The sequence below is a fragment of the Luteimonas terrae genome (assembly GCF_004358165.1).
Lineage (GTDB): Bacteria > Pseudomonadota > Gammaproteobacteria > Xanthomonadales > Xanthomonadaceae > Luteimonas > Luteimonas terrae.
The window spans coordinates 1,220,865-1,240,672 of the sequence record NZ_SMTG01000002.1 but is presented as its reverse complement, the minus strand read 5'-3'; the positions used below and the strand labels follow the sequence as shown (position 1 = coordinate 1,240,672).

At 68.8% G+C, this 19,808-nt stretch carries 14 protein-coding genes and 1 riboswitch; of the genes, 5 read left to right on the top strand and 9 right to left on the bottom strand.

Translation table 11 applies throughout. From position 1 onward, the window contains the following. Positions 1-28: 28 nt before the first annotated feature. Positions 29-313, bottom strand: coding sequence for a hypothetical protein (locus E2F49_RS05845; protein ID WP_133392969.1), 285 nt, complete (start codon positions 311-313; stop codon positions 29-31). Between the two features lie 260 nt (positions 314-573). Between E2F49_RS05845 and E2F49_RS05840 the strand changes: the two genes are divergently transcribed. Further along, complete coding sequence (locus tag E2F49_RS05840; protein WP_133392968.1) at positions 574-3,492, top strand: bifunctional diguanylate cyclase/phosphodiesterase; 2,919 nt, start codon at positions 574-576, stop codon at positions 3,490-3,492. An 86-nt stretch (positions 3,493-3,578) separates the two neighbouring features. Then, positions 3,579-4,946, top strand: coding sequence for an amidohydrolase family protein (locus tag E2F49_RS05835; RefSeq protein WP_208004814.1), 1,368 nt, complete (start codon positions 3,579-3,581; stop codon positions 4,944-4,946). A 15-nt stretch (positions 4,947-4,961) separates the two neighbouring features. Here E2F49_RS05835 and E2F49_RS05830 read toward each other — a convergent pair whose 3' ends face one another. Beyond that, positions 4,962-7,019: a putative bifunctional diguanylate cyclase/phosphodiesterase gene (locus E2F49_RS05830; protein ID WP_133392966.1), complete on the bottom strand. Its 2,058-nt coding sequence runs from the start codon at positions 7,017-7,019 to the stop codon at positions 4,962-4,964. 240 nt (positions 7,020-7,259) lie between these two features. Next, positions 7,260-10,148, bottom strand: coding sequence for an aminomethyl-transferring glycine dehydrogenase (gcvP, locus tag E2F49_RS05825; RefSeq protein ID WP_133392965.1), 2,889 nt, complete (start codon positions 10,146-10,148; stop codon positions 7,260-7,262). Positions 10,149-10,232: 84 nt separating this feature from the next. After that, positions 10,233-10,338, bottom strand: a riboswitch (glycine riboswitch). 313 nt (positions 10,339-10,651) lie between these two features. On the opposite strand from gcvP, the gene E2F49_RS05820 reads away from it, so the two are divergent. Beyond that, a complete protein-coding gene (locus E2F49_RS05820; RefSeq protein WP_133393473.1) occupies positions 10,652-11,884 on the top strand; it encodes a multidrug effflux MFS transporter in 1,233 nt (410 codons plus the stop codon). 651 nt (positions 11,885-12,535) lie between these two features. Here the strand turns inward: E2F49_RS05820 and E2F49_RS05815 are convergent. The 6 genes from E2F49_RS05815 to E2F49_RS05790 form a co-directional block, all read right to left on the bottom strand. Beyond that, the gene (locus E2F49_RS05815; RefSeq protein ID WP_133392964.1) at positions 12,536-14,575 is read right to left on the bottom strand and encodes a M2 family metallopeptidase; all 2,040 of its coding nucleotides are present in this window, start codon (positions 14,573-14,575) and stop codon (positions 12,536-12,538) included. 88 nt (positions 14,576-14,663) lie between these two features. Further along, complete coding sequence (locus E2F49_RS05810) at positions 14,664-15,161, bottom strand: hypothetical protein (RefSeq protein WP_133392963.1); 498 nt, start codon at positions 15,159-15,161, stop codon at positions 14,664-14,666. 9 nt (positions 15,162-15,170) lie between these two features. Further along, positions 15,171-15,434 carry a cell division topological specificity factor MinE gene (gene minE / locus E2F49_RS05805; protein ID WP_055248846.1) on the bottom strand — a complete coding sequence of 88 codons (264 nt, stop codon included), beginning with the start codon at positions 15,432-15,434 and terminating at the stop codon, positions 15,171-15,173. A 3-nt stretch (positions 15,435-15,437) separates the two neighbouring features. After that, positions 15,438-16,247: a septum site-determining protein MinD gene (gene minD, locus E2F49_RS05800; protein WP_055248845.1), complete on the bottom strand. Its 810-nt coding sequence runs from the start codon at positions 16,245-16,247 to the stop codon at positions 15,438-15,440. A 24-nt stretch (positions 16,248-16,271) separates the two neighbouring features. Continuing rightward, on the bottom strand, positions 16,272-17,057 hold the full coding sequence (gene minC, locus E2F49_RS05795; protein WP_133392962.1) for a septum site-determining protein MinC: 786 nt from the start codon (positions 17,055-17,057) through the stop codon (positions 16,272-16,274). Then, on the bottom strand, positions 17,057-17,650 hold the full coding sequence (locus tag E2F49_RS05790; protein ID WP_133392961.1) for a GNAT family N-acetyltransferase: 594 nt from the start codon (positions 17,648-17,650) through the stop codon (positions 17,057-17,059). Before E2F49_RS05790 ends, minC begins: the two co-directional genes overlap by 1 nt. A gap of 169 nt (positions 17,651-17,819) precedes the next feature. Between E2F49_RS05790 and E2F49_RS05785 the strand changes: the two genes are divergently transcribed. After that, positions 17,820-19,043, top strand: a complete 1,224-nt coding sequence (locus E2F49_RS05785; protein ID WP_133392960.1) for a sensor histidine kinase — start codon at positions 17,820-17,822, stop codon at positions 19,041-19,043. Beyond that, positions 19,040-19,681 (top strand): response regulator, encoded by a 642-nt coding sequence (locus tag E2F49_RS05780; protein ID WP_055248840.1) that lies wholly within the window; start codon positions 19,040-19,042, stop codon positions 19,679-19,681. The genes E2F49_RS05785 and E2F49_RS05780 overlap by 4 nt, the downstream gene beginning before the upstream one ends. Positions 19,682-19,808: the final 127 nt, after the last annotated feature.

Sequence of the window (19,808 nt, the reverse complement as noted above, 5' to 3'; positions counted from 1 at the left end):
GATGCGCGCCCGGAACGCGATGGAACGCTCAGTCGCGCTGCGTCGAGGCGCCGTCTCCATCGTCGTTCGCGTCTGCCTCGGGGGCGCGATTGCCTGCGCCGCTGTCGCGCTCGCCGGCTCGACCTGCGGCCTTGTCCGTATCGACCTTGCGGACGAATCCGGGACCGGCGGTCAACGATGCGTCGTTGCCTTCGCCCGAGGTGTTGTTGTCGTCCGCGTACTCGTCGCCGTTCGAGGCCATGCGGTCGCCCGTGGCACGGTTGCCGCGCGATGTCGTCGCCGGCGATTTTTCGGGTGGCGTCTTCTGGGTCATGTCGGAGGTCTCGAGGGGGGTCGGGTCAGGCTTGCGCGCCATGCGGAGCGCGGACGTGAAACCCGGTTCCGGGCGTGCAACAAGCGCCGGGCCGGGCGCGGGTTTTCAGACTTTTCTGAGCAACGTGTTCAGGATTTTTCGCGGCATGCTTGGCGGTCTCTACGGCAGCAAGAGCGGCTTCCTTGCACGGAGCAGCCCAGACCCCGGACGCACCCGACCACGCCAGCCCCCAGTCGCGACGGCTCCGCTCGGTCCGGGCCATGCGCAACGCGGGTCTGTGGCTGGGGGTCGTGCTGAGCGTCGGGCTGCTCGTCCTGGTGCTGCTGGACCGCGAGGCCCGGCTGGAGGCGGCCTCGCGACAGAGCATGGCGCTGGCGACCGGCGTGGACCGCCTGTTGCACTACGAACTGCGCAACATCCAGCGCGCCATGCATGCCATCGAGGCCGAGCGCCTGTTGCACGACGACCTGCCGGCCGAGCAGGCGAGCGCACACGTGGACCGCTGGGTGCGCAGCGTGGTGGCGCGGCATCACGAGCTCGACGACATCCTGCTGTTCGACCTGCAGCGCCGGCCGCACCGCAGCGCCGACCAGCGGGTGGTCGAATGGGTGGCGGCGTTGCGCCACGGCGCCGATCCGATGCACGCCGGCCCGTTGCTGCCGCTGCCCAAGGGCGCCCTGCTGCCGCTTGCGGTGCCGATGCAGAGCGGTGGCTGGACGGTCGCGCTGTTCCGCACGCACGAGCTGCAGAACATGGTCGATGCGCTCGACATCGGCGACGAGGGCAGCGCGACGATCTACACCCAGGCAGGTGTGGTGGTGGCGCGCTTCGGACGCAGCGGTACGCATGTCGGGCGACGGGTCGACATTCCGGCGGAGGTGTCGACCGAAGGCGCCCGCTATCGCGAGCACATGGTCAGCCAGCTCGATGGCGTCGAGCGCGCGGTGACCTTCAGCAATACCAGCGACTATCCGTTCCTGGTGAGTGCGGGCATCGGCGTGCATGAAGCGCTGACGCCGTGGCGGATCTACGCGGCCGCCGCACTCGTGCTCGGCCTGGTCTACTGGATCGTCTTCGGCATGGTGGTGCGCCGCGCGCGTCGCGACGAGCGCGCGCGCTTCGGACTGGCGGCCGAAGTCGCCGAACAGGCGGACTGGCTGCAGCAGGCGCAACTGGCATCGGGCACGGGCGTGTGGCGGCTCTATCCGCAGGCGGGCTATGTGCGTGCGACCGACGAAATGGCCGCGCTTTACGGACTTCAGGCCCGGGACGGCCGCATTCCGGTCGAGGCCTTCTTCGAACGGATCCACGAGGACGACCGAGCGCGCATTGCCGCCGAACTCGCCGCCTCGCAGGTCGATCGTCAACCCTTCGTGCAGGAGTACCGTGTCTGCCTGCCGGACGGCACGGTGCGCTGGCTCAAGGCGCGCGGTGCGACGATCGAGGACGGCTCGACCGGAATGCTGATGACCGGCACGGTCACCGACGTCACCGATCGGCGCGACGCCCAGCAGCGCATCGAGCGTGCCGAACAGCAGTTCCGCCATCTGTTCGAGCGCAATCCGCTGCCGACCTGGGTCTACGACCTGCAGACCCTGCGCGTGCTGGCGGTCAACGAGGCGGCGGTGGAAACCTACGGTTACAGCCGCGAGGATCTGCTGGACATGCGCGTGACCGATCTGCTGGCGCCCGAGGATCTGGAGGCCGGGCGCGAGGCGCTGTCGCCCGGCGGCGGGCAGGGCGCGCAGGACCGCCCCTGGATGCTGATGACCCGCGACGCACGCCACGTGGAAGTGCACGTGCATGCGCGCACGATCGACGTCGACGGTCGGCCTGCGCGGCTGGTGCTGGCCGAGGACATCGGCGCGCGAATGAGCTACGAGCGTGACCTGGCCTGGCGCGCCAGCCACGACCCGACCACCGGCATGCTCACGCTGGCCGCGTTGGCCGAGCAGCTGGATTCCCACTGTGCGGCCGACGGCGGCCACGGGTTCTCGGTCGCCTACGTGCAGTTGCGCGATCTCGAGCTGATCGCGCCCACGCTCGGACGGCGCGCGGGCGAGAACATCCTGTGCGAGGCGGCGGCGCGTTTCAGTCGCGTCGCCGAACGCTACGGCGCCGCCGGTTACATGCCGTCGGAAACCTTCGTCATCGTCGCGCTCGTGCCGCAGGACCTCGAAGCGATGGTGGCGGCGCTGGTCGAGGCCATCGGCCTGCCGGTCGAGTCGGAAGGCGGCAAGTTCGCGCTCGAAGCCTGGATCGGGCTGGCCAGCGGGCCGTGCGAGGACGGCGGGGCGGAAAAGGTCATCGGCCACGCCGCACTGGCCGCGCTGCACGCGCGGCGCGAAAACCTGCCGGTCGTGCAGTACAGCGCGGCGATGGCCGAGCAGGCATCGAGCCGGCTGGCGATGGTGCGACAGCTGCGACAGGCGCACGAGCGTGGCGAGTTCGAGCTGCATTTCCAGCCGATCCATCGCCTGCACGACGGCAGCGTCGCCGCGGTCGAGGCGCTGCTGCGCTGGCGCCAGGCCGACGGCAGTTACATCTCGCCGGCCCAGTTCATCCCGCTGTGCGAGGAGTCGGGCCTGATCGTGCCGATCGGCGCCTGGGTGCTCGAGGAGGCGGCGCGGGTGCATGCACGGCTCGTCGAGATCGGCTGCGGCGACGTCGCCATCGCGGTCAACGTGTCGGCGGTGCAGTTCGAGGCGGACATGAATCCCGGCGCGATCCGGCGCCTGTTCGAGCGCCACGCGCTGCCGCCCCACGCGCTGCATCTGGAACTGACCGAAAGCGTACTGCTGCGGCATCCCGACGATGCGCGCGTGCTGATGCGCACGCTGCGCGACGAAGGCCTGTGCCTGTCGATCGACGACTTCGGCACCGGCTTTTCCAGCATGGCCTACCTGCGCGAACTGCCGCTCGACCATCTGAAGATCGATCGCGCCTTCGTGCGCGACGTGACCGGCGATGCGCGCAGCGCGGCCATCTGCCGCGCACTGATCGCGCTGGGCCACGGTCTGGGCCTGGCGATCATCGCCGAGGGTGTCGAGGAGGCCGCACAGCTCGAATGGCTGCGTGCGCATGGCTGCGACCAGGCGCAGGGCTACCACCTGGGGCGTCCGATGCCGATCGACGCCTTGCTCGCCAGACTCGCCGGCGGTCCCGTGCCGCTCGACTGACGGCAGACGCGCGCATCGCTTTCATCCGGCATGCGGCATGCTGCAACGCCGCCCGGTGATGTCCGATGCCTCGTGCGCCTCTCCGCTTGCTCGTCGGCGTCAGTCTCGCCACATCCGCCACGCTCGCCTGCGCCGGTGAAGTCGACCGACCGGCCCTGCTGATCGAGTCCGCCCACGTGATGACGATGACGTCCGAAGGCGATCTTGCCGATACGGATGTGCTGTTGCGCGATGGACATATCGTCGCGATCGGTCGCGATCTCGATCCTGCTACTCACGGCGTGTCCCGGGTCGAGCGCATCGACGCCCGCGGTCACGTCGTGCTGCCCGGCTTCGTCGACACGCATTCGCATCTGTGGACCACGACGATGCGTGGCCGGTTCGGCGGTACCGACGGCACGCGGTTCTTTCCGGTCAGCACCGCACTGGGTGCGGTGATGACGGCCGGGGACATCGGCATCGCGATGCGTCTGGGTGCGCTGGAACTGATCGACGGCGGCATCACCACGACCGCGGACTTCTTCGACAACGTGCTGACGCCTGCGCATGCGGAGGCGGGGCTGACCGCCCTCGATGCCAGTGGCATCCGAGGGCGTCTCCATTACGGCGGGCGCGACCGCAGCACGCGTTACCCGATCGACCTCGACCACCTGGGACGTCTTGCGGAGGCGCGCGCGCCCGGAAGTCGTGTCGGGCTGGGGCTGGCCTGGCGCCTGCCGCGCGATCGGGACGATCCCGCGAACTGGGCCGTGCGTCAGCGCGAATACGACGCCGCCCGCCGGCTCGGCCTGCCGGTGCAGGTGCACGTCAGTGGCGAGCCCGGGCCGATGTTCGATGCACTGATCGAGCGCGACTACCTCGCGCCGGGCGTCGAGGTGGTGCATGCGACGGATGCCACGCCGAGGCAACTCGCGGCGCTGGATGCCGCGGGCGCCAGCCTGTCGCTGACGCCGATCAGCGAGCACCGCGTGGGCTACGGATTGACGCGGCTCGCGGCGTTCTCCGGCGTCGACCGGCAGGGGCTCGGCATCGACGGCAACGCCCTGGCCGGCAGTGCCGACATGTTCGCGACGATGCGGCTGGCCGCGCTGACCTGGACCGGCGATGCGCGCGAAGAGACCGCGGTGCAGCCGCGGCGGCTGCTGGAACTCGCGACGGTGGGCGGCGCACGGGCGCTGCGGATGGAAGACGCGATCGGATCGCTGGCGCCGGGCCTGCGCGCCGACGTGCAACTGGTCAGGCTCGATGCCCTGCATCTGGCCGGCCATGCCGGTGAGGATCCGGCATCGCTGCTGGTCTGGTCGGCGCGCCCGTCGGACGTTGCGACCGTCATCGTCGACGGCATCGTGCGCAAGCGCGACGGCGTGCTGGTCGATGTCGACCTGCCGGCACTGGTGCGCGAGGCGAACGCATCCGCGGCCGCGATACGCTCGCGCGCGCAGGCGCCCGACTGACCCCGGGCCTCCGGTTTACAGGCGCGCGCCGATCGACGCGGCGGCGTCGGGCCGGCCGAAGTGGTAGCCCTGCAGCGAGGTGCAGCCCAGCTCGGTCAGCAGCTTCTGCTGGGCCTCGGTCTCGACGCCCTCGGCAATGACCGACAGGTTGAGCGTGCGGCCCAGCGCGATGATCGCCGAGACGATCGCCGCGTCCTCGCTGCCGGGCACCAGATCCTTGACGAAGGCGCGGTCGATCTTCAGCTCGCTCGCCGGCAGGCGCTTGAGGTAGAGCAGGCTGGAATAGCCGGTGCCGAAATCGTCGATCGAGATCTGCACACCCAAGGCCGACAGACGCTGCAGGATCACCAGACTCGCTTCCGGGTCGTGCATCGCGGTCGATTCGGTGATCTCCAGGATCAGCGACGACGGGGGCATGCCGTGGCGGGCGAGGGCTTCCTTGATCTTGCCCAGCAGGCCGGGCGATCGAAACTGGGTGGCCGACAGATTCACCGACACCGACGGCACTTCGCTGCCCTGCGCGCGCCATTCCATCAGTTGGCGGCAGGCCTCGTTGATCACCCAACGCCCGATCTCCAGGATCAGGCCGGTCTTCTCGGCCAGCGGAATGAAGGTGTCGGGCATCACCAGTCCGCGCTCGTGATGGTGCCAGCGCAGCAGCGCTTCCACACCGACCAGCGGGCCGTCGGGTGCACGCAACTTGGGCTGGTAATGCAGTTCGAACTGCTCGAGCGACAGCGCCCGGCGCAGGTCCTGGACCAGGGCCAGCTGCTCGTGCGCCCCGCGGTTCATCGACGGCTCGAAGAAGCAGTAGACGTTGCGGCCCTGTTCCTTGGCCGAATACATCGCCGCGTCGGCATTGGCCATCAGCTCGCGCGCGCTGGTGCCGTCGGCCCCGAAGATCGCCAAGCCGATGCTGCCGGTGACATTGAGTTCGCCGCGTTCGAGCAGCACCGGCATCGACACCGCGTGCAGCAGCTTGTCGGCGAGCGTCGCCGCATCGCCGGGCTCGCGGATGTCAGCCAGTACCACGAATTCGTCGCCGCCCAGACGCGCCAAAGTGTCCTCGGCACGGATCTCGGCGGTCAGGTGGCGCGCGACCTGCACCAGCAGGCGGTCGCCGACCGGATGGCCATAGGCGTCGTTGACGGCCTTGAAGCCGTCGAGGTCGATGAACAGCAGCGCGAAGCGCTGACCATTGCGGACGGCCCGGCGGATCGCATGTTCCAGGCGGTCTTCGAGCAGCAGGCGGTTGGGCAGCTTGGTCAGGTTGTCGTGCAGGGCGAGATAGGTGAGCTCCTGGTTCGCCTTGTGCAGCGAATGACTGAGCAGGGCGGTGCGCTCCTGCAGGCGACGGTCGAGGATCGAGGTCGTCAGCGCCATGCCGAGAATCGCGAACGTGGTCGCCCCGACCAGGCTCGCCAGCCACTGCGGCGAGATGCCGCCGGCGATCGCCGCGCCGCAGATGCTGCCCTCCGGGAACCGGGCCGCCGCCATGCCGGTGTAGTGCATGCCGACCACGGCCACGCCCATCACCAGTGCAGCCAGCCCGCGTGCGCGCAGCACGCCGGCACCTTCGCGGCGCAGCGAGAACGCGATCCACAGCGCGGCGCCGGCGGCGACGATCGCAATCAGGATCGACAGCGCGAACCAGCCGGGGTGGTAGTCGATGCCGGGCTGCATGTGCATCGCTTCCATGCCGACGTAGTGCATGGCCGCGATCCCGGCGCCCAGGATGACCGCCGCGACGCCCAGCTTGCGCAGCGGCAGGTCGCGGCCCGAGATCACGTACAGCGCATAGGCCGAGCTGCATATCGCGATCAGCAGCGAGTACAGCGTCACCGCGAGGTCATAGCCCTGCGGAATCGGCAGCTGGAACGCGAGCATGCCGAGGAAGTGCATCGACCAGATGCCGAAGCCCATCGCGACCGCGCCGCCGATCAGCCAGCTGCGCGACACCCAGCCGTCGCTGGCGGCGATGCGGCCCGCCATGTCCAGCGCCACATAGGACGCGAAAGCCGCGACGACATAGGAAACGACGACGAGCAGCGGGTTGTAGGTGCCGACGAGCATGGCCAGTAGACCGGAGCAGGGAAACTGGAGCGTTGCCTAGCAACCCGCGTGCCAGAATTCACAATGTCGAAGGCGCGCGAAACCGCGATGGGACCTGAATGCGAGGCGCCGCGTCCATGCCGCGGCGTATGGGCGGGGCAGCTTGTGACGTGATCTGCAGACCCTGCTGCGCGCGAGCGTCGGACCCGCAAACGCGAACGCCCGGCCGAAGCCGGGCGTCCGGGCGCCGCATTGCCCGGATCAGGCGACGTCGGGCTCGCTGAAGGCTTCCGGCTCGTCTTCGGCCGACCCGACCGGAATGCAGCTGCAGAACACGTTCTTGTCGCCGTGCACGTTGTCGACGCGCGCGACCGGCGGCCAGTACTTGGTGTGGCGCAGCGTCGCCAGCGGGAACGCGGCCAGCTCGCGCGGGTAGGCGTGGGTCCACTCGCTGGCGGTCACCTGCATCGCGGTGTGCGGCGCGTGCTTGAGCGGGTTGTCCTCGCGGTCCAGGCGGCCGTCTTCCACCGCGCGGATCTCGTCGCGGATCTGGATCATCGCGTCGATGAAGCGGTCGAGCTCGTGCAGCGACTCGCTTTCGGTCGGCTCGACCATCAGCGTGCCGCTGACCGGGAAGCTCAGCGTCGGCGCGTGGAAGCCGAAGTCGATCAGGCGCTTGGCCACGTCCTCGGCGCTGATGCCGGTCGCGTCCTTGATCGGGCGCAGATCGAGGATGCACTCGTGCGCGACCAGGTCGTTGCGGCCGGTGTAGAGCGTCGGGTAATGCGGCGCGAGACGCTTGGCCACGTAGTTGGCATTGAGCAGCGCGACCTGGGTGGCGCGGCGCAGGCCGTCGGCGCCCATCATCGCGATGTACATCCAGCTGATCGGCAGGATCGACGCGGAACCGTGCGTTGCCGCCGACACCATGCCCACCGCACCGTCGCCGCCCAGCGCGCGCGGCAGGTAGGGCGCGAGATGCGACTTGACCGCGCACGGGCCCACGCCCGGGCCGCCGCCTCCGTGCGGAATACAGAAGGTCTTGTGCAGGTTCAGATGGCTGACGTCCGAGCCCCACTTGCCGGGCTTGGCCACGCCGACGAGGGCGTTCATGTTGGCGCCGTCGGTGTACACCTGGCCGCCGTGCTGGTGGACGATGTCGCAGATCGCGACCACGTCTTCCTCGAACACGCCGTGCGTGGACGGGTAGGTGATCATGATCGCGGCCAGGCGGTCCGAATACTTCTCGGCCTTGGCGCGGATGTCGTCGACGTCGACGTTGCCGTCCTTGTCGCAGCGGGTCACGACGACGGTCATGCCGACCATCTGCGCGGACGCCGGATTGGTGCCGTGCGCGGATTCGGGAATCAGGCAGATGTCGCGATGGCCCTGGCCCTGCGCCTGCTGGTAGGCGCGGATGGCGAGCAGGCCGGCGAACTCGCCCTGCGCGCCGGAGTTCGGTTGGAAGCTCACCGCGTCGTAGCCGGTGATCTCGACGAGCATCTTCTCCAGCCCGTCGATCAGTTCGGTGTAGCCAACAGTCTGGTCGGCCGGCGCCAGCGGGTGGATGTTACCGAACTCGGGCCAGGTGACCGGAATCATCTCGGCCGTGGCGTTGAGCTTCATCGTGCACGAGCCCAGCGGGATCATCGTGCGATCCATCGCCAGATCGCGATCGGCCAGCATGCGCATGTAGCGCAGCAGCTCGTGTTCGCTGTGGTGCGTGTTGAACACCGGGTGGGTCAGGAACTTGGTGTCGCGCGCGAGCGACGTCGGCAGTGCGTCGGCGGTCGCGCCATCCAGCGCGTCGATATCGGCATCGGCGCCGAACAGCTGGGCCAGCGCGACGACCTCGTCGCGGGTCGTCGTCTCGTCGAGGCTGATGCCGACCGACGTGCCATCGATCGCACGCAGGTTGAAGCCGGCCTCGCGCGCCTTTGCGTGCAGCGCGTCGGCATCGACGCCGGTGATGTGGAGGGTGTCGAAGAACGCATCGCCGACGGTGACGCCCGCCTTGCCGAGTGCCGCGGCGAGGATCGAGGCGAAGCGGTGCGTGCGGCGCGCGATGCGGGTCAGGCCGTCCGGGCCGTGGTAGACGGCGTACATCGAGGCCATCACCGCCAGCAGCACCTGCGCGGTGCAAATGTTGGAGGTCGCCTTTTCGCGGCGGATGTGCTGTTCGCGGGTCTGCAGCGTCAGGCGGTAGGCCTGGTTGCCGGCCGCGTCGACCGACACGCCGATCAGGCGGCCCGGCATCGAGCGCTTGTAGGCATCGCGGCAGGCCATGAAGCCGGCGTGCGGACCACCGAAGCCGAACGGCACGCCGAAGCGCTGCGAGTTGCCGACGACAATGTCGGCGCCCCAGACGCCCGGCGCCTGGATCAGGGTCAGCGCCAGCAGGTCGGTCGCGACCGCGACGATGCCGCCGCGCGCGTGCACGGCCTCGGCCACGGCCGCGTGATCGCCGATGCGGCCGAAGGTGTTGGGGTACTGCAACAGCACGCCGTAGGTGTCGGCGGCGGTGGCGTCTTCGACCGGGCCGACCTGCAGCTCGATGCCGAGACCGTCGGCACGCGTGCGCAACACGTCGAGCGTCTGCGGGTGCACGTCGTCGGCGACGAAGAACACGTTGGACTTCGACTTCGCCGAACGCTTGGCCAGCGTCATCGCCTCGGCCGCGGCCGTCGCCTCGTCGAGCAGCGAGGCGTTGGCGATGTCCATGCCGGTCAGGTCGGTGACCATGGTCTGGAAGTTGATCAGCGCTTCCATGCGGCCCTGCGAGATTTCCGCCTGATAGGGCGTGTAGGCCGTGTACCAGGCCGGGTTCTCGAGGATGTTGCGCAGGATGACGTTCGGCGTGTGCGTGCCGTAGTAGCCCTGGCCGATGACGCTGCGCAGGACGGTGTTCTGCTTGGCGACGGCGCGGATCTTCGCCAGCGCGTCGACCTCAATCATTGCGTCGGGCAAGGCCAGCGGGCTGCGCGAGGCGATCTTGCCCGGCACGATCGCGTCGGTCATCGCGTCGAGCGAGTCGTGGCCGACCACGCCCAGCATGTGGGCGATCTCGGCGTCGTTCGGGCCGATATGGCGCTCGACGAAAGCCGAGTGGTGTTCGAGGTCGCGCAGGGTCGAAGCGGTCATGGCGGGCATCCGGGCAAGAGGGCTCGAGGAATGCCGGCGCGGGCCCGCGTCGATCCATTGGAGACGACGCTGGCCGAAGACCGCCGGTCTTCCGCATGCCCCTCTGTCCTTTTGCCTGAGAGTTTGGAAGCGCGGACGCTTCGTGCCCCTTCGGCGCCGGGTGCGCCACAGGCGGTCCGGTCTCTCCAGAGTGTTGCCGTTGCAGCGGTACGGGGCCTGAGCGATTCCGGGCGGTTGCGCCTACGGCAGCCGGCATCCGGAACGGACCCGACTTCTCCCACTGCATACGCCGCGCAGTATATCCGCCGGCCGGGCGCGCCGTATGCGGCCGATGCCCGGTTCCGGAACGCGCCGTTGCCGGAGTGCACGCGCCGCGGCGCCTATGATGGCGGCCCTTCCGGCGCGCCGTCGTGTGCCGGGTTCTCGTGAATGCGTTGCCGCAGGATGTCTTCGATGCAACCGAACCGCCCCTCGACCCGTTGGCAGGCCGCGACGTGACGCGGCAGCCGCGCATGCCGTCGCTGCGCACGCTGGCCCTGCTGCTGGCGGGCCTGTCGATGTTCGGCCCGTTCTCGATCGACACCATCTTCCCGGCCTTCCCGGCGATGGGCGGCGACCTCGGCGCCGACCCGGCGGCGATGCAGCAGACCATCGCGGTGTATCTGATGGCCTACGCGCTGATGAGCATCGTCCACGGCCCCCTGTCCGACGCGGTCGGGCGTCGCGCGGTGATCCTCGGCGGGCTGGCGGTCTTCGTGGTGGCGTCGGTGGGCTGCGCGCTGTCGACCGACCTGCCGACGCTGCTCGCGTTCCGCGCGTTGCAGGGCCTGTCGGCCGGCGTGGGCCTGATCGTCGGCCGCGCAGTGATCCGCGATGTGCTGCAGGGCGACGATGCGCAACGGCTGATGAGCCAGGTCATGATGATCTTCAGCATCGCGCCGGCGATCGCGCCGATCATCGGTGGCTGGCTGCTCGGGTTCGGACGCTGGCCGCTGATCTTCTGGTTCCTGGTCGCGTTCTCGCTGGTGCTGCTGGTCGTGACCTGGATCTGGCTGCCGGAAACGCATCCGCGCGAACACCGCATCTCGCTCGCGCCACGCCGCCTGCTGCGCGATTACGTGGCGATCGTCGCCAACCGCCGTTTCCAGCGCATCGCGGCCGCGGGTGCGTTCAACTTCTCGGCGCTGTTCCTGTACATCGCCTCGACCCCGGTCTTCGTCGTCGACGTGCTGCGTCTCAACGAGCGCCAGTTCGGCTGGTTCTTCGTGCCGATGATCAGCGGCATGATGCTCGGCTCTTGGGTCTCGGGGCGTGCGGCGGGGCGCATCAGCGGCACGCGGCTGGCGAACATCGGTTTCGCCTGCAGCGGCGCGGCGATGGCGCTCAATCTCGCCTACAACCTGCTGGTCGACCAGCCGGCGATCCCGTGGGCGGTGATGCCGGCGATGCTCAATTCGTTCGGCATCGCGCTGACGTTCCCCATCCTGACACTCGCGATCCTCGACATGTATCCGCGCCAGCGCGGCTCTGCCTCCTCGCTGCAGGCGTTCACCGGTCTGGTGCTCAACGCTGCCGTTGCAGGCCTGCTGTCGCCGCTGGTCAGCCATCAGCCGCTGCTGCTCGCCGCGACTTCGGCCGGTTTCATGCTCGTCGGCTTGGTGTTCTGGCGTTGGGAGCTCGCGCGCTCGCCGCGCCCGCCCGCATGTCCGAAGAACGCGGCGGCGATGGAGCCGACGGATCTTTAGCAATGGCACTCTGCGAGGTCCGCGGTGAAGCCTCCTACTTCGGATGCAGCGGGCCTCCATCCGGGTACCGCTCCTCGGCTCGGTCAGCACGCGCCGCGATGCGGCGCTCCCCCGGCCCGGCGCAGCGCGCCGGGCGTTCGCAACGACTGCGCGGCAGTGCCGCGCGAGCAGTCGCTGCTTACCCATGACTGACTCGCCGCCGCGGGCCATCCATGGCCCGCTCTCCGCAGCACCCGGCTCAAGTCCCGCGCGCGTTCTGATTTCCCCTGTCTTCGGCGGGGGCACTTCTGTCGCGTCCAGCGACATTCCCCAGTGTCGCTGCTCGTCATTCCGGCGGCTTCCAGCAGACGCATGTCTGGTGAATCCGGAATCCATTTTGATCTACGCACGAAAGTGGTCACGCGACTCTTTGCAGAAGACCCGATTCCACAAATCAGAAAAGCGGACTGGCGGGCAGTGGCCGCGCCGAGCACGCCATGGATGGCGTGCGCCCGAGTCAGGGCAGGAAGCCCTGACCGAGGGAAAAGCGGCTACTGCCCGGCAGGCCGCTCTGTATCCGGAGTAGAGAGGCTCTACCCGCAAAACCCGGGCGACGAAAAAAGAGAAGGGCCAGCAATGCCGGCCCTTCTGCTTCTCAAACACAAAGACACATCAACCCTGCGCAGGCTTCTCCGCCGCCGGCGGTGCAGCCGGAGCAGCTGCAGGTGCCGGCGCAGGCGACTGCGCGGCCGCCGGCGCGGTCCAGCCACAGGTCTTGCCTTCGTTCTGCTGGGTCAGCCATTCCTGCAGAGGCGCGAAGTACTCGAGCACGGGGGCGGCGTCCATCTGCTCGCCGCCGGTGAGTTCCTTGAGCGTCTGCTGCCACGGCTGGCTGTTGCCCTTCTCGAGCATCGCCCAGAACTTCTCGCCGGCCGCCTTGTTGCCGTAGAAGCTGCACTGGTTCAGCGGACCGGTATAGCCCGACGCGTCGCACAGCGCCTTGTAGAACTGGAACTGCAGCACGTGCGAGAGGAAGTAGCGCGTGTAGGGCGTATTGCCCGGCACGTGGTACTTGGCACCCGCGTCGAAGAACTCCTCGCCACGTGCGGTCGCCGGGGCGACGCCCTGGTACTGCGCCTTCAGCGACCACCACGCGCTGTTGTAGTTCTCCGGCGTGATCGAGCCGTCGAACACGCCCCAACGCCAGCGGTCGATCATCAGGCCGAACGGCAGGAACGACACCTTGGCCAGCGCCATGCGCATCTGCGAATTGACCAGCGATTCCTGCGACTGCTGCTGCTCGCCGACCAGGCCGATCGACTGCAGGTACTGCGGCGTCATCGACAGCACGATGGTGTCGCCGATCGCCTCGTGGAAGCCGTCGTGCGCGCCGGTCTGGAACAGCGGCGGGCGGTCCTTGTAGGCGAGGTAGTAATAGACGTGGCCCAGTTCGTGGTAGATCGTCGTGAAATCCTCCTCGTTCGGCTTGGTGCACATCTTGGTGCGCACGTCTGGCTGGCCGTCGATGCGCACGCCCATGTCCCAGGCGCTGGCGTGGCACACCACGTCGCGGTCGCGCGGCTTCACGAACTGCGTCTTGGTCCAGAAGCTCTCGGGCAGCTTGGGCATGCCCAGCGAGGTGTAGAACTCCTCGGCACGGCGGTTCATGCGCTTGGCGTTCTCGGTGAGCGCGGCCTGGGCGATGTCGGCGCGGCGGTCCGAATCGATCAGCGCGTTTTCCTTGACCATGCGTTCGTTGAGCAGGGCCTGGTAGTCCTTCTCCAGCGTGCCGGTGATGTCGAGATCGCCCGCGTTCGGATACGGCTGCAGCACGTCCCAGAGGTTGCCCCAGTCCTGCTGCCACATGTTGCCCATCAGGTGCGCCGGCAGCAGGCCGCCCTCGACGGTGCCGCGGCCGGGATAACGCGCTTCCAGACGCGTGCGCGTGTAGCAATGCAACTGCTCGTACAGCGGCTTGACCTGGTTCCACAGGCGATCGGTTTCCGCCGCGAGTTCGGCCGGCGGCATGTCGTAGCCCGAACGCCACGCCTCGCCCGCATCGGCGAAGCCGAGGTCGCGCGCACCCTCGTTGACCAGTTCGACGAAGCGCGTGTAATCGCCGCGCATCGGCTGGGCGATCGTGTGCCAGCCCTGCCAGGCGTCGAGTTGCGCGTCGTAGTCGCGGCTGCTGCGCAGCACGTCCTCGAGCTGGCCCAGCTGGCGACAGCTGCGCGCTTCGCCTTCGCCGGTGCAGTACTGGCCGGCGCCGTAGGTGCCTTCCATCTTCGACGCGATTTTCGTCAGTTCGGCCAGGTGCTCGGGATTGCGCGGCGGCGGCATCGACGCGCCGAGCTTGAGCAGGTTGATCGCGCGCGCGGTCTCGGCCGACATCTCCTGGCCTTCGAACTTGCGCGACTGCTCGATCCAGCTGTTGAGCTGGGCGAGGTAGCGCTCGTTGTACTTCGCGGCGAGCAGCTGGCTGTCGTCGTTGATGTAGGTCGCCGACAACCACTGCGATGCGGTCAGCTCCGGCATCAGCGCACGGGCCTCGTCGTTGACGCGGGCGATGAACTGGTCAGCGGTCTCGCCGGCCGGCGCCGCGGTGCCGGCTGCGGGCGCGCTGGTGTCGGGCGATTCGGAACGGTTGCAACCGGCGAGCGCCAGGCTCGCGGCGACCGCCAGGGCGAGCAGGGTGGTGTGGGATTTCTTCACGGACAGCTTCCGGTCAGCTTGGGAACCGGGAGGCTAGTGCGGCGGGTGCGCGCCCGCAAGTGAGGCGCCGCGCTTTGCAAGCGCGCCTTTACGCGGGCAGCAGATCCCGCGCAACCAGCCACGCGCGCGCATCTTCGGCGTCCTGCTCGAACCACGCCCGCGTCGAGCCCAGGCGATAGGTGTAGCCCCAGGTGTCCATGTCGGCCATCAGGCGCGCACTGCCGACGCCCGGCAGTGCATCGGCCAGCACGATCTGCAGGTAGCAGGTCGCGTCTTCTTCTTCGACGGAGTCAGTCGCATCGGTGTGCACCGCGGCGCGGCGCTCGGGCGGCAGCACGATCAGGTGCCCGGATTCGTGCAGCAGCGAGTGCACCGGCGTGTCGCCGCGCGCATAGACATCGCAGCCGATGATGCCGGCCTCGGGCGCGCCCCAGTAGCTGCCGGGAATCCCGGCGCCGTCGGGCACGCGGTGCAGGGTCAGCCCGTAGCCGGCCAGCAGGGCGGCCGGCGCTTCGAAGCCGATGTCGGACAGGCACAGCACGGCTGCGCAGGCGTGGTCCGCATCGGCCTTGCGAAGAGGGTCCACGTCGATGCCTCAGGCGGTCGCCTGACGCTCCTCGGGCAGCGCGACCGAGATGTCGAGCACGTCGTGGTCGCCGTCCTTGACCAGATCCACCTTGACCGCCTCCACGTCGATGCTGACGTACTTGCGGATCACTTCCAGCAGCTCGCGCTGCAGCAGCGGCAGGTAATCCGGCGCGCCGCGGTTGGTCCGCTCCTGCGCGACAATGATGCGCAGGCGGTCCTTGGCGATCGAGGCGGTGTTCTTCTTCGGCTTGAGAAAATCGAACATGCCCATGGATCAGCCTCCGAACAGCTTGCTGAAGAAGCCCTTCTTCTCGTGCGTGGTGAAGCGCATCGGGCGCTCCTGACCGAGCAGACGCGCGACAGCGTCGTCGTAGGCCTGGCCGGCCAGGGATTCGGCCGACAGGATCACCGGCTCGCCCTTGTTGGACGCGTTGAGCACGTCGCCCGACTCGGGAATCACGCCGATGGTCTTCAGACCCAACACTTCCTCCACGTCGGCGATCGACAGCATCTCGCCGGTTTCCACGCGCGCAGGGCTGTAGCGGGTCAGCAGCAGGTGCTCCTGCACGCGCTCGCCGTTCTCGGCGCGCTTGGTCTTGGACTGCAGCAGGCCGATGACGCGGTCGGAGTCGCGCACAGACGACACTTCCGGGTTCACCACCACGATGGCGCGGTCGGCGAAGTACATCGCCAGAAACGCGCCCTTCTCGATACCGGCCGGCGAATCGCAGACCACGTAGTCGAAGCCGTCGTCGGACAGCTCCTTGAGCACCTTCTCCACGCCTTCCTTGGTCAGCGCGTCCTTGTCGCGCGTTTGCGACGCGGCCAGCACGTAGAGATTGTCGAAACGCTTGTCCTTGATCAGCGCCTGCTTGAGCGTCGCTTCGCCCTGCACGACGTTGACCAGGTCGTACACGACGCGGCGCTCGCATCCCATGATCAGGTCGAGGTTGCGCAGGCCCACGTCGAAGTCGACGACCGCCGTGCGCTTGCCCTGTCGGGCGAAGCCGATGGCGATGCTCGCGCTGCTGGTGGTCTTGCCGACGCCGCCCTTGCCCGAGGTGACCACGATGATTTCAGCCAAAACACATCTCCTGGTATGTCGCCGTCACTCGAGTGCGGCGATCTTCAATTCGTCATGCTCCAGCCAGACCTGGACGGCCTTGCCATGGAGTTCGCGGGGGATATCTTCCAGCACCTTGTAGTGGCCCGCCACGGCGACCAGCTCGGCATGGAAGCTGCGGCAGAAGATACGCGCAGTCGCGCTGCCCTGGGCGCCGGCCAGCGCGCGACCGCGCAGCGGACCGTAGATGTGGATCGAGCCGTCGGCGATGACCTCGGCGCCGGCACCGACCGACGACAGCACGGTCAGGTCGCGGTTCTGGGCGTAGAGCTGCTGGCCCGAACGCACCGGCACGGCCTGGATCAGACCCGGCTCGGCATTCGCTGGCGCGGGCGCGGACTTCGCGGCCGGCGGCGCTGCGGCCGGTTCCGGGGCGGGCGCGGCGCGCGCAGGCGCCGGCACGGCCACCGCATCAGCGTTCTCGTACTGGGCGCGGAACTTCGACAGCACCGGCAGATCCAGCGCTTCAGCCAGCTCGGCGTTGGCGGTACTGCCCCAGGCCAGCGCGACCGGCAGGGCGCCGGCGTCGCGCAGCGCGTCGATCAGCGCCTGCGCGGTGGTCGTGTCGGGCAGTTCGGCCAGGCCGCCGAAATCGAGGATCACCGCGGCGCGGTCGAACAGCTTGGGCGCGCGCGCCACGCGGCTGCGCATCTCCTCGGCCAGACGCGCGACGTCGAGCGTGCGCACGCGCAGGTTGGCAATGCCGACCTGGCCGATCTTGAGTTCGCCGGCCGGTTCGAAATCGGCGGCGGGGGCGGGGCGTGACGCCATCAGGCCTGGGTCTCCTCGGTGTTGCGGGCGGGCACGCGGGGGCGGCCCAGCCAGGGTTCGTCGGGCAGCGTGCCGCCGTAGGTCTCGCGGACCCAGGCGTAGCTGCACAGGTCCTTGACCAGCATCGAGGCGCGGATGTCGGTGCCCGGCATCACGTGCTGGCCGACCTCGCGGAAGCCGAAGCTGCCATGGAACAGGCGCACCGGATCGTTGTCGTGTTCGAGGAACACTTCGCAGGTCAGCAGCGGGAAGCGGACCTCGGCGTAGCTCTGCACGTCGGCATAAAACGCGCGGCCGACGCCACCGCCGCGACGGCGGCTGGCGACGACGATGCGGTCGATGTAGAAGAAATCCGGGTGGTGCGACTCGAACCAGCGGAAGTTGCTGCTGTCGTGACCGCTGCCGGCGCCGAAGCCGATCAGGAACCCGACCATCGCGCCGTCGCGCTCGGCGACACGGAAATATTCCGCGGTGTCGTGCAGGTGGCGGAGGCGGGCGGCGTCCAGCGGCAGGATCGAGGGACCGGCGGCGTTGTTGAGTTCGAGGATGGAATCCAGCTCGTGCGCATGCACGTCGCGGACGACGATCGACATTCCAGACTCCGTAAGACGACTGTTGGACGCGCGCTGCGGCCGGTCGCGGCGCTCCTGCCGCTGCGCGTCGCACAGGGCCGGATTATTGCATGCCGGCCCGGTAGGGGCGACCCGTCGGCATGACTTCAGGCCCGTCCCGCCGTGGCGTGCGTGTGCCTAACATGCCGCCATGCTCGCCCATCTGAACCACAACCGACTCCTGCGCATCGCCGGCCTGTTCACCTGGGCGGTCATTGGCGTGCCGCTGGTGATGCTGTCGATGGCGCCGGTGGAGCAGGCGCTCGGCGGCGGCGCGGACATGCGTCATGCCTGGACGGCGTGGGCGATCTTCGGCCTCAGCTACGCATGGCTGACCCGCGGGCTTGGCGAACGCCGCATCCGCAGCCTCGACCATCTGCTGGTGCTGGTGCTCGCCGGCAGCGCGATCGCGATCAGCTACTACAGCCAGAGCGGCCTGGGCAGCATCCTGCTGATGGTGGTGGCCTGTGCACTGCCGTGGCTGCTGCCGCTCTGGGTGGGCGTGGCGCTGCTGGTGGCCTGCGAATTCGTCATCGTGCCGGTCTACGTGCGCGGTTTCGACTTCACCTGGGCAGAAGCGGTGCTGCAGGCGGCGCTGTACGTGGGCTTCACCGGCTTCGCCTTCGTCACCGGCCTCGTCGCGCGCCAGCAGGCGCAGGCCCGCGAGGACCAGCGCCGGCTCAACGCCGAATTGCGGGCCACGCGTGCGCTGCTGGCCGAGAGCGTGCGCGTCAACGAGCGTACCCGCATCTCGCGCGAGCTGCACGATCTGCTGGGCCACCACCTCACGGCGCTGAGCCTGAACCTCGAAATCGCCAGCCATCTCGCCAGCGGCCAGGCGCAGGACCACGTGGGGCAGGCGCAGACGCTGGCCAAGCTGCTGCTCAGCGACGTCCGCGAGGCGGTGAGCCAGCTGCGCGACGACGACGCCATCGACATGCGCGCCACGCTGCTGCCGCTGGCCGAACACGTGCCCAGCCTGCAGGTCGACATGCAGTTGCCGGTGCAGTTCGTCGTCGACGATCCCGAGCGCGCCCACGTGCTGCTGCGCTGCACGCAGGAAATCATCACCAATGCCGTGCGGCATTCGGGCGCGAGCCTGCTGCGGCTGCGCTATGCGCAGGATCGCGATGCGATCCGCCTCGACGCACGCGACGACGGCCGCGGCGCGGAAGCGGCGCGCGCGGGCAACGGTCTGACCGGCATGCGCGAGCGTCTTGCCGCCTACGGCGGCACGCTGCAGGTCGAGACCGCGCCCGATCGCGGTTTCGTGCTGCGCCTGGAACTGCCGCTGGCGGACACGACCGGGCTGCGCGATGCTGCGCGCCGGGGACGCACGCCCGACGGCATCCATCCACGAGGGGAAGCACCATGATCCGAGTCTGCCTGGTCGACGACCAGACCCTGGTCCGCCAGGGCATCCGTTCGCTGCTCGCGCTGGACGGGGGCATCGAAGTGGTCGCCGAGGCCTCCGACGGCCAGCAGGCCGTCACGCTGATTCCCGAGGTCAAGCCCGACGTCGTGCTGATGGACATGCGCATGCCGGCGATGTCGGGCCTCGAGGCCATCCAGTCGCTGTCGCGCGACGGACGCCTGCCGCCGACCATCATCCTGACCACGTTCGACGACGACCAGCTGGTGCTGGCGGGCCTGAAGGCCGGCGCCAAGGGCTACCTGCTCAAGGACGTCTCGCTGGAACAGCTGGTCGGCGCGATCCGCACCGTCGCCGACGGCGGTTCGCTGGTGCAGCCCGCGGTGACCCAGCGTCTGCTCACGGGTCTGGAGCAGATGCGCAACGAGTTCGTCAGCCTCGACCGGCCGGACCCGCTGACCGATCGCGAGACCGAGATCCTGCGCCTGATGGCCGGCGGCTTCTCCAACAAGGAGATCGCCAATTCGCTGGGTGTGGCCGAGGGCACGATCAAGAACCACGTGTCGAACATCCTCAGCAAGCTGGGCGTGCGCGATCGCACCCGCGCCGTGCTCAAGGCCTTCGAGCTGCAGCTGGTCTGACCCGCCGCCCGCGCGGTTTCCGCATGCCCCGTCCATGCGCCGACAAGGCGCTCGTGCATCCGTCACGGAAGGTGTGGGGGAAGCCCGGCGCGACGCCCGGGCATCCCTCATTCATCGATGCTGCGAT

What these genes read in the sequence shown, in the direction of transcription:
- E2F49_RS05845 (WP_133392969.1), bottom strand. Translation starts at nt 313, where the DNA reads ATGACCCAGAAGACGCCACCCGAAAAATCGCCGGCGACGACATCGCGC.
- E2F49_RS05840 (WP_133392968.1), top strand. Translation starts at nt 574, where the DNA reads ATGCGCAACGCGGGTCTGTGGCTGGGGGTCGTGCTGAGCGTCGGGCTG.
- E2F49_RS05830 (WP_133392966.1), bottom strand. Translation starts at nt 7,019, where the DNA reads ATGCTCGTCGGCACCTACAACCCGCTGCTCGTCGTCGTTTCCTATGTC.
- gcvP (WP_133392965.1), bottom strand. Translation starts at nt 10,148, where the DNA reads ATGCCCGCCATGACCGCTTCGACCCTGCGCGACCTCGAACACCACTCG.
- E2F49_RS05820 (WP_133393473.1), top strand. Translation starts at nt 10,652, where the DNA reads ATGCCGTCGCTGCGCACGCTGGCCCTGCTGCTGGCGGGCCTGTCGATG.
- minE (WP_055248846.1), bottom strand. Translation starts at nt 15,434, where the DNA reads ATGGGCATGTTCGATTTTCTCAAGCCGAAGAAGAACACCGCCTCGATC.
- minC (WP_133392962.1), bottom strand. Translation starts at nt 17,057, where the DNA reads ATGGCGTCACGCCCCGCCCCCGCCGCCGATTTCGAACCGGCCGGCGAA.
- E2F49_RS05790 (WP_133392961.1), bottom strand. Translation starts at nt 17,650, where the DNA reads ATGTCGATCGTCGTCCGCGACGTGCATGCGCACGAGCTGGATTCCATC.
- E2F49_RS05785 (WP_133392960.1), top strand. Translation starts at nt 17,820, where the DNA reads ATGCTCGCCCATCTGAACCACAACCGACTCCTGCGCATCGCCGGCCTG.
- E2F49_RS05780 (WP_055248840.1), top strand. Translation starts at nt 19,040, where the DNA reads ATGATCCGAGTCTGCCTGGTCGACGACCAGACCCTGGTCCGCCAGGGC.